This is a genomic window from Pimelobacter simplex, assembly GCF_900114845.1.
GTDB lineage: Bacteria > Actinomycetota > Actinomycetes > Propionibacteriales > Nocardioidaceae > Nocardioides > Nocardioides simplex.
In genome coordinates, this window is sequence record NZ_FOUK01000001.1 from 241,212 (window position 1) to 254,443 (window position 13,232).

Sequence of the window (13,232 nt, forward strand, 5' to 3'; positions counted from 1 at the left end):
TTGGCGACGATCCGCAACCTTCGCCGTGGCCACCGGAGCCACCGCGCAACAGATGCTCCGTCGGGGTTACGCTTCTTTGCGTGAGCGAGCCCGCCCTTCTCGACCAGACCGACCGCGCCATCCTCGACCTCCTGCGCGAGAACGCCCGCCGCCCCCTCCGCGAGATCGCGACCGCCGTCGGCCTCACCGTCGCGCCCGTCCAGCGCCGCATCGCCCGTCTGGAGAAGCTCGGCGTCATCGAGCGCTACACGGTCCAGGTCAACCACGGCCGGATCGCCACCGGCATCGAAGCGGTCACCGAGCTGCAGTTCGCCGACGACCTCGACCTCGCCCAGATCATGGAGTACGTCGCCCAGATCCCCGAGGTCGAGGAGGTCCTCACCCTCGCCGGCGACCCCGACGCCCTGGTCCGGATCCGGGTCGACGGCGTCGAGGACCTGCGCCGCGTCGTCAGCCAGCTCCGCTCCAGCGGGCCCATCGCGAGCACCAAGACCCTCGTCGTCCTGGAGGAGTGGACGCGCTTCGGCTGACCTTCCCGCCCCGCCGAAGTAGCAGAGTTGGCCCCCCGAAGTAGCAAGGTTCGACCCTCGAAGTCGCAAGGTTGCTCCGTCGAGGTCGCAGGATTCGCAGGTCGACGTTGCACGGCCCGTGCTCTCCAGCGGAGCGGTGGTGCGGTCGTACGCCGGCGCACCGCGCGCCTCCTCTAGGGTGGCGCCATGACAGGTTCCGAGCTGCCGGAGCCGGTCGAGCGCCGGCTGCAGCGGCTCTGGGCCGAGGCCGCCGAGCGGGGCGCGGCGATGCCGAGCGAGATCGCGCTGGCGTCGTCGCTCGAGGTCAGCCGGCCGGCGGTCCGGGAGGCGCTGGTGCGGCTCGAGGAGCGCGGCTTCATCCACCGGCGCAAGGGCGCCGACACCACCGTCAACAGCTCGCTGCTCGGCATCCCGGCGCGGTTCGAGCAGCGCCTCGACAGCTCGGAGCTCATCGCCGCGATGGGGCGCACGCCGTCCGTCGAGGTGACCGACGTCCGGGTCGAGGAGGTCACCCTCGACGAGGCCCACGAGCACGACGTCTCGCCGCGCCAGAGCGTCCTGCGCACCACCAAGGTCTGGTCGGCGGACGGCGAGCCCGTCCTGGTCGCGCGGGACGCCGTCCCGGTGCTGACCCGGACCGACCCCACGACGCTCGACCCGGCCACGCCGATGGTCGATCTCGCGACCGCGCTGACCGGTGAGCGGGTCGGCTGGGAGCTCGTGTTCCCCGGGGCCGACGGGCTGAGCGACGACGACGCCGCGCTGACCGGCCGGCCCGCCGGCGAGCCCGCGATGACGTTGGACGCCACGGGGATCAGCCGGACCGGCACGGTCTGCTACTGGACCCGTGAGGTGCACCTGCGCGGGGCGTTCCGCTACGCGATGGTGCGCCGCGCGGACTGGTAGGGCAGCAGCCCGCGCGGCGCAGTCCCGCGGTCAGCGCAGGATCCGGGTCCGGGTCTCCGACTCCGCGATCACCTTCCCGCGCCGCACGACCCACCGCGGCCGGGCGTGCTCGGTGAGCACGTCGCGCACCGAGGCGTACGGGTGCACGCAGAGGTCGGCCGTGCTTCCGACCGCGATCCCGTGGTCGGGTACGCCGAGCACGTCGGCCGCCCGCGTGGTGATCAGCTCGAGCAGCAGCTGCTGGTCGTCGTGGGTGAGGAAGCGGAGGGTGTGCGCGGCGAGGAAGGCCACCTCCAGCATGTTGTTGCGGCCGAAGGGGTAGTACGCGTCTTCGACGTCGTCCTGCCCCAGGGCGACGGCGATCCCGTCGTCGGCGAAGTCGCGCACGGGCAGGTGCAGCGGCCCGGTGTGCGGGTCGGAGACGAAGCCGAGACCGGCCGCGTGGGCGAGGTCCATCAGCCGCTGCAGCGTGGGCTGGGGGTACTCCGCGAGGGCGCGGGCGTGGCACGCGACGCCGCGTCCCTGCAGGCCGTGCTCGAGCATCGCCTGGGCGAGCATCTGGGTGGTGCGCAGGCTGGGGTCGCCGGCGTCGTCGACCAGCATCGCGACGCGCTTGCCCTGCTCGTTCGCGAGCCGGCAGGCCCACTCCACGTGCGCCTGGGCGTCGGCGTCCGTCATCTCGATCCAGGGGATGCCGCCGACGACGTCGGCGCCCATCCGCAGCGCCTCCTCGCACAGCTCGGCCGCGCCGGGGTCGCGGAGCAGGCCGTCCTGGGGGAAAGCGACGACCTGGAGGTCGAGCAGGTCGCGGTACTCCTCGCGCACCTCCAGCACCGCCTCCATGCCGACCAGGCGCGCGGTCGTGTCGACGTCGACGAACGTCTGCATGTGCAGGGTGCCGTTCTCGACCGCGGCGTCCAGCGCGCGGCGGATGTTCGGGACCAGCCACGAGCGGTCGTACTGCCGCTTGACCTGGCTCGCCTCACGGACGATGGAGCGCAGCGCGGCGCCCATGTTCCCCGACGTGTACGCCGCCAGGGCGCCGTCGCCCGCCCGGTCGAGCGAGTGCACCTTCTCGAGGTGCAGGTGGCCGTTGACGAAGGTCGGGGTGACCAGGCGCCCCTCGGCGTCGAGGGTGGTCGTCGCCGTGGTGCCCGCCGGGGGCTCGGGGGCGACGAAGACGTAGCGGCCCTCGCGCACGCCGAGCGCGACGACGGAGCCGTCGGCCAGGCGGGCGCCGGTGACGAGGAGGTCGACGTGCGGCGTGGGGGCGCTCATGCCGCGGCCTCGAACGCGACGCTCTCCTGCAGGGTGAGCGCGCGCCGCAGCGTGTTGCCGACCGGGCAGGTCTCGATGCCGTGGCGCAGCGCGTCCTGCTGCTCGGCGGTGAGGTCGCCGCGGACGGTGACCTGGGCGATGATCCGGGAGATCCGCAGCTCGCGCTCGCCGGGATCGAGAGGTCCGGAGGTGGGCCGGTTGACGCGCAGCGAGAGCCGGATCGTGGCGCCGTCGTAGTCGAAGCCACCCTGGCGGGCGATGCCGCGCAGCGTGCCGGCCATGCAGCCGCCGAGCGCGGAGAGCACGAGCCCGAACGGGTTGGGTGCCGTCCCCTCGCCGTCGAACTCGCGCGGCTCGTCGATGACGACGGTGTGCTCGCCGCCGACGACGGCGAGCGAGGCGTAGTTGGTCAGGCTGTGGACGACGACGTCGCGGTTGGCCGAGGCCACGGTGCTGTCAGCGGTCACGGGGACCTCCTTGAGGACGAAGCGGGGCGAGAATCTGTCAGACAGGACGTTCCTCACCTGTCAGACATGTGTCAAGACCTCGGCTCCACCGAGAAGCCAGGATCGTCAGGAATCGCCCACCAGGACAGGGGATCGGAGCACCTCTTGCCGGTGCGTCCCGTGCCGCCGGGTGGGCACCGCGCGCGGACCTCCGGCGCCCACTTCTCTTGACCTAGCATTCGCTCGGTTTCCCTCGTACTATGACTACTCGAAATACCCCGGAAGGAAACAGCGAGGCGCTCGGGCCCTCGCCGGCGCTCGGGCCCCGGGGTACCTCGATCGGACCGTGCCGCCTCGGGCTCGCGGATCGTGGGCATCCGTCACCTCAAACAATCAAGCGCTTGCTTGACCATGTGACGGGCGTCATCTAGCGTCGAACTAGCAAGCGCTTGGTTTGCTGACAGTCATCAGAAGGAACTGGGATGAAGACACGTCTGTTCAAGGTGGTCGGTGGCCTCGCGGCCCTCTCGCTCGTCGCTGCCGGCTGTGCCGGCGAGGACTCGGGCGGCAGCGACGACGAGTACCACGTACTGGTGCTCGGTGGCGTCTCTGCCGAGGGTGTGCTCGCGGACAACGCGTCCACCTCGGTCCTCTCGGCCAAGGCCGGGGTCGAGCTCGTCAACAAGAACGGCGGCATCGACGGCAAGAAGGTCACCATCAAGGTCGTCGACGACCAGGCCGACCCGACCGTCGCCGTCACCAAGCTGCGCGAGGCGATCGCGAAGGACAAGCCCGACCTGGTCCTCAACTCGGGTCCGTCGACCGTCGCCGACGCGACGCTGCCGATCCTCAAGCAGAACAACATCCTGTCCTTCAACATCGGCCCGACGGAGACCTCGGCCGACCCGAAGGCCTTCCCGCTGAACTTCGACCTGTCGGCGAGCGCGCAGAACCAGCTCGACGCCTTCCCGCCCTACTTCGAGGAGAAGGGCTACGCGAAGATCGGCATCCTGCACGGCTCGAGCTCCTACGGCGAGGTCTACGGCGCCGCGTCCGAGAAGACCTTCGACGCCGCGGGTCTCGACGTCGTCGCCAACGAGGAGTACGACGTCGCGGCGCTCGACATGACCGCCCAGCTCGAGGCGATCCGCTCGAAGAACCCCGACGCGCTCGTCCTCGACGCCTACGGCGCCCCGCTCGGCTACGTCCTCAAGGGCGTCGAGAAGCTCGGCTGGGACATCCCGATCATCGGCAACACCTCAGTCGCCGCGACCGGCCTGATCTCCACCGAGCCGCCGTCGGGCGTCCTCGGCACCCCGGCCGTGAAGAACCTGGTCATGCAGGTCTACAAGAGCACCGCGTACGACGCCGCCGCGACCGACACCAACGACATGGTCGCCCGGATGAAGGCGATCGACCCGATCAAGTCGACGCTCATCGTGGCTTACAACAACGACGCGCTCGCGCTCGTCCAGGCCGCCGCGGAGAAGGCCGGCTCGACCGACCCGAAGAAGCTCGCCGAGGCCCTGATCGACCCGTCGGTCCCGGAGAAGGCGACCACCGCGGTCATCGGCACGTACCACTTCAGCGCCGACTCGCACGCCGCGAACCCCGCTCCCGAGGAGTTCGCGTTCATCGCCCCGGGCCCCCTCAAGGACGGCCAGTTCCAGTAACCCGATGAGACGCCGGCGGGGTGGGAGCACCCACCCCGCCGGCCTTTCACCCGTTCGACGACCCGAGGAAGCACCGTGACTCTGATCTGGGGTGGCCTGTCCCTGGGCGCGATCTACGCGATCGTGGCCATCGGCTACAACATCGTCTTCATCTCCTCGAAGACCTTCAACTTCGCCCACGCGCAGCTGACCATGGTCGGCGCCTTCGTGGCCTACACCGGCCTGGTCAAGTGGCACCTGCCGACCGTGCTGGTGCTGGTGATCGCGGCCGCCGCGGTCGCGCTCGTCGCCGCGATCGAGGAGCGGATCGCGATCCGTCCCGTCGGCGACATGCACAACATCCTGGTGACCACGCTCGGCGCGTCGATCCTGCTCGACGGCATCGCCCAGCTGACCTGGGGCAGCCAGCCGCTGAGCGTGCCGTTCTTCGCCGGCGACAAGGCGATCTCGCTGTTCGGCGGCCGGGTCTACCCGGTCGAGATCTTCCTCATCGCGATCGCGGTGCTGCTGGTCGTCGGGCTCGGCTTCTACAGCCGCCGCTCGCTCACCGGTCTCGCCCTGCTCGGCATGGCCGAGGACCGCGAGGCGGCGCTGCTGCGCGGCGTCAACGTACGACGTCTCGCGTTCATGGCGTTCGTCGCCGCCGGCGCACTGGCCGGCTTCGTCGGCCTGTTCGTCGGCTCGAAGACGTTCGCCGTCTCGACGCTCGGTGCCGCGCTCGCGCTCAAGGGCTTCGTGGTGCTCGCCATCGGCGGCTTCGGCTCGATGCCGGGCACGCTCGTGGGCGGCACGCTCGTCGGTCTCGCCGAGGCGTTCGCCTCGCGCTACCTGGGCGGTGAGTACGCCAACCTCGCGGTCTTCCTCATCCTCGTCACGATCCTGATGCTGCGCCCTGCGGGATTGTTCGTCCGCACCAAGGAAAGGGTGGTCTGACGCATGGCTGGTCTGCCGCTCGCCCGTCGCATCGCCGCGGGGCCGCTCTGGCTCGTCCCGCTCGCCGCGGGGATCCTGCTGATCCTCGTGCCGTACTTCAACCTGGAGTACTCCATCGTCCGCCAGCTCCAGCTGGCGATGATCCTGTCGCTGCTGGTCAGCGGCCTCAACCTCAGCCTCGGCTTCGCCGGCGAGCTCGCCCTCGGCCAGGTCGCGATGTACGCCGCCGGTGCCTACACCGCCGGCATGCTGTCCCAGCGCGGGCACACCGACATCGTGCTCCAGCTCGTCGCGGCCGGTGTCGCGGCACTGCTCGTCGGCATCCTCACCGGCATCCCGGGCCTGCGCCTGGGCAGCTGGTCGCTGGCGATGACGTCGTTCTTCCTGGTGCTGCTGCTGCCGGACGTGCTCGCGATCTTCCGCGAGGACACCGGCGGCCGCAACGGCCTGACCGGCATCCTGTCGCCGACGCTCTTCGGCCGGATGCTGACGCCCGAGGACTACTTCATGGTCATCGCGATCGTGACGGTGGCCTGGTTCGCGGTGATGCGCAATATCGCCGTCTCCCGGCACGGCACGGCGCTGCGGGTGCTCAAGCAGAGCCCCGTCCTGGCGGCGTCCATGGGCATCAACGTGTTCCGGATGAAGCTGATGGCCTACGCCCTCGGCGCCGTCCCGGCCGGTCTCGCTGGTGCGCTGTTCGCCAGCCTCGACCTCTACATCTCGCCCGAGGCCTTCTCCTTCACCGTCGCCACCACGATCCTCGCGGCCTCGGTGCTCGGCGGCTCGGCCAGCGTCTACGGCGCGGTGTTCGGCGCGTTCATCCTGCAGTTCGGGCTCAACCAGTCCACCGAGTTCCAGCGGTACTCGCTCGTCGTCACCGGTGCCTTCCTGATCATCGGCGGCGTGCTGCTGACCGGCGGTCTGTCCGGGCTGGCGCGCTCGCTGTGGAAGCGGGCCGTCGGCGAGGAGCCCGCGGCCGCGGCCGACAAGGACGCCGCCCGGCCCGACGAGGTGCCCGCCGTCCCCGGCAAGGTGCTCAAGGTCGAGGGAGTGGCCAAGTCCTTCGGTGGCAACCAGGCGCTCAAGGGCGTCGACCTGGTCGCCTCGCCAGGCAAGGTCACCGCCCTGATCGGGCCCAACGGCTCGGGCAAGACGACCCTGCTCAACATGATCTGCGGCTTCTACCGCACCGACGCGGGCGTCATCGCCCTCGATGACCGGCAGCTGCAGCGGATGGGCCCGGACCGGGTCGCCCGCACCGGTGTCGCGCGGACCTTCCAGACGCCGAACATCCCCGAGGGGATCACCGTGCGCGAGGCCGTCATGGCCGGCCGGTACGCCGGTCACCGGGCCACCGTGCTCGAGGCCGTGCTGCGCCTGCCGCGCTACCGCAAGGTGCGCAGGGCCGACCTCGCCGAGGCGGACCGGGTTCTCGACCTCGTCGGCATCCGGCACCTCGAGGACGCCGAGGCGACCGCGCTCCCGCTGGGCCAGCGCCGGCTGCTCGAGGTGGCGCGCTGCCTGATCAGCAACCCGGGCGTCCTGCTGCTCGACGAGACCGCCTCCGGTCTCGACGAGGACGAGGTGGAGCGCCTGGCCGAGGTGATCCGCCGGGTGCGCGACGCCGGCGGGACCGTCGTCCTGGTGGAGCACAACTTCCAGCTGGTGCTCTCGCTCGCCGACGAGATCGTCGCGCTGGCCCACGGCGAGCTGATGGCCAAGGGCACCCCCGAGGAGATCCAGAACAACGAGCGGGTGATGAGCGAGTACCTCGGCATCGACCCCGACGCGCCCGCCGCGCCGCACGTGGTGCTGGCCGACGTGATCGACGGAGCCCAGGAGGGAGTGGAGCGATGAGCACCTCGAGCACCACCGAGAACGAGCTGCTGCTCGAGGTCCGCGGCCTCGGCACCGGGTACGGCGACCTGCGGGTCGTCTGGGACGTCTCGTTCGACGTCCGGGCCGGTGAGATCACCGTTCTGCTCGGCCGCAACGGCGCGGGCAAGACGACCACCATCCGCGCGATCAGCGGGCTCAACAAGGTCGTCGCCGGCGACGTGCGCTACCGCGGGGAGTCGCTCGCCAAGGTGCCCGCGCACCAGCGGGTGCGGCAGGGGATCGCCTACGTGCAGGAGGGCAAGCGCGTCTTCCACTCGCAGACGATCGAGCAGAACCTGCTGCTGGGCGGCTACACCCGCAAGCTGAAGCGGGCCGAGCTGCGCTCCGAGGCGGAGCGGATCTACGAGCTCTTCCCGATCCTCGCCGAGAAGCGCGCGCTGCCGGCGTCCAGCATGTCGGGCGGCCAGCAGCAGATGCTCGCCATCGGCCAGGCGCTGATGTCGCAGCCCCGCCTGCTCATGCTCGACGAGCCGTCGGGCGGTCTGGCGCCCGTGATCGTCAACGAGGTCATGGAGCGGGTCCACCAGCTCAAGGAGACCGGCATCGGCATCCTCCTGGTGGAGCAGGCCGTCGAGGCGTCGTTCGCCATCGCCGACCACGTCACCGTGCTCGACATGGGCCGGACGATGCTGTCGTCGCCGGCCAGCGAGGTCAGCGACATGTCGCTCCTGCAGGACGCCTACTTCGGCAAGACCGGCTCCTGAACCCTCGTCGTACCGGACAATTCGGTCGTCTTTCGGCCCAGATCACGACAATTCTGTCCGGTACGACGGGGGCCCGGGTGCAGCGTGCGGCTGGTGGTGCGCGCGGCGGCGAGCAGCAGCGGCCCGACCACCGGCAGCGGCAGGTGCCCCCGTCGTACGACGGAGATGGCGGCCAGCGGCCCCCGGGTCCCCGGGACGGCGACCGCCATCGAGCTGATCCCCGTGCCGGGCAGGCCGTCGAGGACGGCGATCCCGCGGCGCCGTCGTACGGCGGCCAGCTCGTGGTGCACCGACTCGAGCCCGCCCGGCGTCCGGTCGAGGTGACCGACGAGGGCGTCGACCTCCTCCGGGCTGAGCGTCGCGAGCATGGCGAGGCCGCTCACCGAGTCGGTGGCGATGATCCGGCCGCCGACCCGCGAGGGGATCGTGGTGGCGCGGGCGCCGCCGACCTTGTCGAGGTACTGCACGACCGGCCCGTCGAGCACCGAGAGGTGGACGACGGCGTCGGTCGCGAGCTGCAGCTCGTTGAGCGCGACCGAGGCGGCCGCGCGGACGTCGAGGTGCTCGGCGTCGCCGCCCGGAGCGCTGAGCCGGCGGCCGGGGGAGTAGCCGCGGCGGTCGTGGTGGATCCAGCCGAGCTCCTTGAGCGTGGTCAGCAGCCGGAACACGGTGGTGCGCGGCAGCTCGGTGATCTCGGCGATGTCGTCGAGGCCGAGCGGGCCCGGCGCGTCCTCGAAGGCGTCGAGGATCATCGTCGCCCGCTCGAGCACGCCCAGCCGGGTCGGCGAGTGGCTCATGCCCGGTGCTGCCGCAGCTCCTCGGAGGTACGCCGGGCGGCCTCGGTGGCCCCGCGCGACGTGCTCCAGGTGCGGCTGGCCTCGTCGAGCTCGGCGAGCATCAGCTCGGCGCGGTCGCGCTCGTCGGCGTAGTAGCGCTCGGCCCAGCGGAGCACGAGCTCCGGGTAGGCCCAGCCGGGCTCGGCGGTGGCACCCTCGCGGTCGACCTCGGCGCGCACCCGCATCCGCTCGGACTGGTCGCGGTGCTCGGCCAGGACGGTGCGCAGCTTGTCGGGCTCGGAGAGGTGGCCGAGCCACAGCCGCAGCATCACGCCGTGCTTGAGGACGACGGGGTCGACGTGGTCATCGGCGGCCCAGCCGCTCAGGGCGTCCCGGCCGGCGTCGGTGATCCGGTACATCCGCTTGCCGCGGACGTCGTCCCGGGTCTCGATCCGCGAGGTGGCGAGCCCGAGCTTCTCGAGCCGGCGCAGCTCGCTGTAGATCTGCGAGAACGACGGCGACCAGTAGAAGAACCGCAGGCTCCAGTCGGCCCAGCGCTTGAGGTCGTAGCCGGAGAGCTCCTCGCCGAACGAGAGGAGGCCGAGCACGGCCCACCCGGTGGGAGGGAGCGAGGGCGCGGCGTCGGACGCCGCGTCGGTTCCATTGGACGGCACCTCCGCATCCTACCGGTTGGTTGGCAATTAGGACTATGCCTGTTAGTCATAACTCCGGCCTCGACCCGAGGAGGACCCGTGGCGCCGACCACCGCTCCCGCGGCTGCTGCCGTCCCCGGTCACAGTGTGGTCGCCCGGGTGCCATCGCGCTGCCGGTTCGGCAGGCTGGTGCCCGTGGCCGCCTCGCTCGCCGACCTCTGGCACGAACGCGCACTCCGGGAGCCCGGCGCGATCGCCGTGGACGACGGCACCACCCGGCTGACCTGGAGCGAGGCTCTCGACCGGGCTCGTGGCGCGGCCGGGCTGCTCGCCGCGCGCGGCGTGGGGCCGGGGGACGTCGTCGTCCTGCAGGGGCGCAACACCGTGGCCTGGGTCGTCGTCGCGGCGGCGACGCACCTGCTGGGCGCGACCCTCGCGCCGCTCGGCGAGGAGGAGCCGGCGGCCGACCGGGCGTCGTACGCGGGGCGGGTGGGGGCGCGCGTCGTCGTCGCGGAGAGGCCGGTGGCGGGCGAGATCCCGCTCTCGACCCCGCAACCCGCGCACCTCGCGCCCGCAACCCTCGCACCTCGCGGGGCTGGGGGGCCCGCGGTGGTGCTGGGGACCTCGGGGACGGCGGGGCACCGGACGGCGGTGCCGATGGACCACGACGTCCTCCTCCGCCTGTACGACGACGTGGCCGGCCTGCTCGACATCGACCACCGCGACCGGCTGCTGGGCGTGGTGCCGCTGGCACACTCCTTCGGGTTCAACGGCCTGCTCGTCATCGCGCTGCTGACCGGCGCCTCGGTGCGGCTGGTGCCGGACCGCAGCCGCGCCGCGCTGCCGGGGATCGTGCGGGAGTCCGGCGTGACGGTGGTCTGCGGGCCGCCGACGCTGCTCCACGACCTCGCGGCGGCGGTCCGGGCGGGTGCGGACCTCGGGCCGCGGGTGCGCCTCTTCATGACCGGCGCGACCGAGATCCGGCCCGAGGTGCTGCTGCCGATGGCCGCCGCGACCGGGATCCCGCGGGTCTCGGCGGGCTACGGCCTCACCCAGACCTGCGGCACGGTCGCGGTCTGCCCCGACATCGCGCAGGCCGGCATCGGCGGGCACGCGCCGATGACCCCGCTGCCGGGCGTCGAGGTGCGGGTCCTCGACGCCGCCGGCGACCCGGTGCCGACCGGCGTGCCCGGCCGCGTGGTGACCCGCGGCTACCAGGTCGCCGTGGCCACGCCCGACGGCTGGTTCACGACCGGCGACGAGGGACACCTGCACGACGACGGCCGGCTCTGCGTGACCGGACGGCTCGACGACCAGCTCGTCGTCTCCGGCTTCAACGTCGACCCGGCCCGCGTCGAGTCCGCGCTGGAGCGCTCGCCGCTGGTCGCGCGGGCCGCGGTGGTCGGCCTGCCGGACGCCCGGCGCGGGCACCGGCTCGCGGCGGTCGTCGTGCCGGCGGGGGAGTCGCGCGACGACGAGGCCGTGCTGGCCGCGGCCCGCGCAGGACTGGCCCGCTACGAGGTCCCCGACGCCCTGGTGTGGGTCGACGACCTGCCGCACACCGCCACCGGCAAGCTCTCGCGCGCGTCCGTGCGCGCGCTGCTCGCCGAGCACCTGGACCCGGCCGACGACGAGGAGAACGACAGATGAGCACCGACGCAGCGGTCGCCGACCGGTTCGGCGACGGCGTCGCCCTGGTGACCGGCGCCGGCTCCGGCCTGGGCGCAGCGATGGCCGCCCACCTGGCCGGGCACGGCGCGCACGTCGTCGTCACCGACGTCGACACCGAGCGCGCGTCCGCCGTCGCCGACGCGCTCGTCGCGGCCGGTGGCCGGGCCGAGGCGCACCACCTCGACGTCGCCGACGGCGAGCAGGTCGACGACCTCTTCGCACGGACCTGGGCCGCGCACGGCGCCGTCGACCTCGTCGTCAGCAATGCGGGCATCGAGTCCGGCGACCGGACCTGGGACATGACGCCCACGCAGTGGCGCAAGGTCCAGGCGGTCAACACCGACGGCGCCTTCCACTGCGCGCGCTCCGCCGTCCCGCGGATGGCGTCGCAGGGGCGCCCCGGCGTGCTCGCGGTCGTCGCGTCCACGGGCGCGGTGACGTCGCTGCCGTACCAGTCGGCGTACGTCGCCAGCAAGCACGCCGCCCTCGCGCTCGTCGAGTGCCTCGACCTCGAGGTGCGCGCCGCCGGCGTACCGGTGCAGGTCTCGGCGCTCCTGCCCAACTGGGTGCGCACCCGCATCTTCGACGACGTACGACGCAGCGGGGTGCCGTCCGACCCGGACGCCCGCGCGACCTTCCTGCGGATGTCGGAGTCGATCCAGGCCCAGGGCATGGAGCCCGACGAGGCCGCCGCGCTGCTGCTCGACGCGGTCGCGCGCGGGGAGTTCTGGTGCTTCACCGACCCGGACCGCACGGCCCAGCTGTTCGACGAGCGCGCCCGGACGCTGGTCGGCCTGCGCCGGCCCGAGCGGCCGGGCTGGTCGGCCGCGCTCGCGACGTAGCGGGTCGCCGTCGCCGCCGCGCGCACCCGGCCGTGTCGCGCCGTGCCGCGCCGCGCCGACCCCCTCCCGCGCGGACCCCGATGTAACACGCTGTCCACCGCACTACCCGGCGGTTGTCGACGGCGTATCGGCGTGTCGCACGGCGTGTCGCGCGGTGGACAGCGTGTTACCCCGGGTGTGGCGCCGCTACTGCGTGACGGTCCAGCCGCCGTCGACGGGCAGGAAGACGCCGTTGACGTACGACGCCAGCGGCGAGAGCAGGAACAGGATCGGGCCGGCCATCTCGTCCGGCCGGCCCATCCGCTTGAGCGGCACGCGGGCCAGGATCCGGTGGCCCATCTCGGACTCGGCGAAGCCCGCGAGGCGGGGCGTGTCGGTCATGCCGGGGCCGATGCCGTTGGCGCGGATCCGGTCGGCGTGGTGCGCGGCCAGGTGGCGGACGTAGCCCATCACGGCGGCCTTGGACGCGGAGTACCAGTCGCTCTCGGTGCCGACCTTGTTGCCGGCCACCGAGGCGGTGACGACCATGGCGGCGCCGTCGGGCGGGCCGGCGTCGAGCCAGTCCTGGGTCAGCCCGCGGACGCTGCCGACGCTGATCCGCACGGCCTCGTCGAAGTCCAGGGGGACCTGGGACGACGGGCCGGCGTTGTTGACGAGGTAGCGCGGGACGCCGCCGAGCGCCGCGGTGGTCGCCGCGAGCGCCTCGGCCCGGGCGTCCGCGTCGGCGACGTCGCAGACGGCGGTGTGCAGGCCCTGGCCGGCCAGCTCGTCGAGCCCGTCGGGGCGCAGGTCCCAGGCGCTGACCTGGAGCCCGGCGGCGTGCGCGCCGAGGGCGACCGCGCGGCCGATGCCGCTGCCGGCGCCGGTGACGACGATGCCGTCGCCGGGGGTGAAGCCGAGCGTGAGCGTGTCCATGGG

Annotated in this window: 13 protein-coding genes; 8 read left to right on the forward strand and 5 right to left on the reverse strand. The window is 72.5% G+C overall.

Going from position 1 to position 13,232, the window contains the following annotated elements:
* The first annotated feature begins 80 nt into the window (after nucleotides 1–80).
* Both BM223_RS01115 and BM223_RS01120 read left to right on the forward strand, forming a co-directional pair.
* On the forward strand, nucleotides 81–530 hold the full coding sequence (locus BM223_RS01115; protein ID WP_038682270.1) for an Lrp/AsnC family transcriptional regulator: 450 nt from the start codon (nucleotides 81–83) through the stop codon (nucleotides 528–530).
* Nucleotides 531–716: 186 nt separating this feature from the next.
* Nucleotides 717–1,436: a GntR family transcriptional regulator gene (locus tag BM223_RS01120; RefSeq protein ID WP_038682268.1), complete on the forward strand. Its 720-nt coding sequence runs from the start codon at nucleotides 717–719 to the stop codon at nucleotides 1,434–1,436.
* Between the two features lie 30 nt (nucleotides 1,437–1,466).
* On the opposite strand, the gene BM223_RS01125 is transcribed toward BM223_RS01120, so the two are convergent.
* Both BM223_RS01125 and BM223_RS01130 read right to left on the reverse strand, forming a co-directional pair.
* Complete coding sequence (locus BM223_RS01125; protein WP_038682266.1) at nucleotides 1,467–2,714, reverse strand: amidohydrolase family protein; 1,248 nt, start codon at nucleotides 2,712–2,714, stop codon at nucleotides 1,467–1,469.
* The gene (locus BM223_RS01130) at nucleotides 2,711–3,181 is read right to left on the reverse strand and encodes an OsmC family protein (protein WP_038682265.1); all 471 of its coding nucleotides are present in this window, start codon (nucleotides 3,179–3,181) and stop codon (nucleotides 2,711–2,713) included. Before BM223_RS01130 ends, BM223_RS01125 begins: the two co-directional genes overlap by 4 nt.
* A gap of 461 nt (nucleotides 3,182–3,642) precedes the next feature.
* Here BM223_RS01130 and BM223_RS01135 point away from each other — a divergent pair, with 461 nt between their 5' ends.
* From BM223_RS01135 to BM223_RS01150, 4 genes are all read left to right on the forward strand, one after another.
* Nucleotides 3,643–4,833 carry an ABC transporter substrate-binding protein gene (locus tag BM223_RS01135; RefSeq protein ID WP_038682263.1) on the forward strand — a complete coding sequence of 397 codons (1,191 nt, stop codon included), beginning with the start codon at nucleotides 3,643–3,645 and terminating at the stop codon, nucleotides 4,831–4,833.
* Nucleotides 4,834–4,908: 75 nt separating this feature from the next.
* The gene (locus BM223_RS01140; protein WP_038682261.1) at nucleotides 4,909–5,766 is read left to right on the forward strand and encodes a branched-chain amino acid ABC transporter permease; all 858 of its coding nucleotides are present in this window, start codon (nucleotides 4,909–4,911) and stop codon (nucleotides 5,764–5,766) included.
* Between the two features lie 3 nt (nucleotides 5,767–5,769).
* The gene (locus BM223_RS01145; RefSeq protein ID WP_075018438.1) at nucleotides 5,770–7,626 is read left to right on the forward strand and encodes a branched-chain amino acid ABC transporter ATP-binding protein/permease; all 1,857 of its coding nucleotides are present in this window, start codon (nucleotides 5,770–5,772) and stop codon (nucleotides 7,624–7,626) included.
* Complete coding sequence (locus BM223_RS01150; protein WP_038682260.1) at nucleotides 7,623–8,372, forward strand: ABC transporter ATP-binding protein; 750 nt, start codon at nucleotides 7,623–7,625, stop codon at nucleotides 8,370–8,372. Before BM223_RS01145 ends, BM223_RS01150 begins: the two co-directional genes overlap by 4 nt.
* On the opposite strand, the gene BM223_RS01155 is transcribed toward BM223_RS01150, so the two are convergent.
* Both BM223_RS01155 and BM223_RS01160 read right to left on the reverse strand, forming a co-directional pair.
* The gene (locus BM223_RS01155; RefSeq protein WP_038682258.1) at nucleotides 8,348–9,169 is read right to left on the reverse strand and encodes an IclR family transcriptional regulator; all 822 of its coding nucleotides are present in this window, start codon (nucleotides 9,167–9,169) and stop codon (nucleotides 8,348–8,350) included. The genes BM223_RS01150 and BM223_RS01155 overlap by 25 nt on opposite strands.
* Complete coding sequence (locus BM223_RS01160; protein WP_038682255.1) at nucleotides 9,166–9,822, reverse strand: helix-turn-helix transcriptional regulator; 657 nt, start codon at nucleotides 9,820–9,822, stop codon at nucleotides 9,166–9,168. The genes BM223_RS01155 and BM223_RS01160 overlap by 4 nt, the downstream gene beginning before the upstream one ends.
* 174 nt (nucleotides 9,823–9,996) lie before the next feature.
* Here BM223_RS01160 and BM223_RS01165 point away from each other — a divergent pair, with 174 nt between their 5' ends.
* Entirely contained in the window at nucleotides 9,997–11,451 is a 1,455-nt protein-coding gene (locus tag BM223_RS01165) for a class I adenylate-forming enzyme family protein (RefSeq protein ID WP_038682253.1), read from the forward strand.
* Nucleotides 11,448–12,314 carry an SDR family NAD(P)-dependent oxidoreductase gene (locus tag BM223_RS01170; RefSeq protein WP_038682251.1) on the forward strand — a complete coding sequence of 289 codons (867 nt, stop codon included), beginning with the start codon at nucleotides 11,448–11,450 and terminating at the stop codon, nucleotides 12,312–12,314. Before BM223_RS01165 ends, BM223_RS01170 begins: the two co-directional genes overlap by 4 nt.
* Before the next feature lie 186 nt (nucleotides 12,315–12,500).
* Here BM223_RS01170 and BM223_RS01175 read toward each other — a convergent pair whose 3' ends face one another.
* Nucleotides 12,501–13,229 (reverse strand): SDR family NAD(P)-dependent oxidoreductase, encoded by a 729-nt coding sequence (locus BM223_RS01175; RefSeq protein ID WP_052139098.1) that lies wholly within the window; start codon nucleotides 13,227–13,229, stop codon nucleotides 12,501–12,503.
* Nucleotides 13,230–13,232 lie beyond the last annotated feature (3 nt).

Bases quoted from the DNA above. Each gene is read 5' to 3' on its own strand.
- BM223_RS01120 (WP_038682268.1), top strand. From the start codon at position 717: ATGACAGGTTCCGAGCTGCCGGAGCCGGTCGAGCGCCGGCTGCAGCGG.
- BM223_RS01125 (WP_038682266.1), bottom strand. From the start codon at position 2,714: ATGAGCGCCCCCACGCCGCACGTCGACCTCCTCGTCACCGGCGCCCGC.
- BM223_RS01135 (WP_038682263.1), top strand. From the start codon at position 3,643: ATGAAGACACGTCTGTTCAAGGTGGTCGGTGGCCTCGCGGCCCTCTCG.
- BM223_RS01145 (WP_075018438.1), top strand. From the start codon at position 5,770: ATGGCTGGTCTGCCGCTCGCCCGTCGCATCGCCGCGGGGCCGCTCTGG.
- BM223_RS01150 (WP_038682260.1), top strand. From the start codon at position 7,623: ATGAGCACCTCGAGCACCACCGAGAACGAGCTGCTGCTCGAGGTCCGC.
- BM223_RS01155 (WP_038682258.1), bottom strand. From the start codon at position 9,169: ATGAGCCACTCGCCGACCCGGCTGGGCGTGCTCGAGCGGGCGACGATG.
- BM223_RS01170 (WP_038682251.1), top strand. From the start codon at position 11,448: ATGAGCACCGACGCAGCGGTCGCCGACCGGTTCGGCGACGGCGTCGCC.
- BM223_RS01175 (WP_052139098.1), bottom strand. From the start codon at position 13,229: ATGGACACGCTCACGCTCGGCTTCACCCCCGGCGACGGCATCGTCGTC.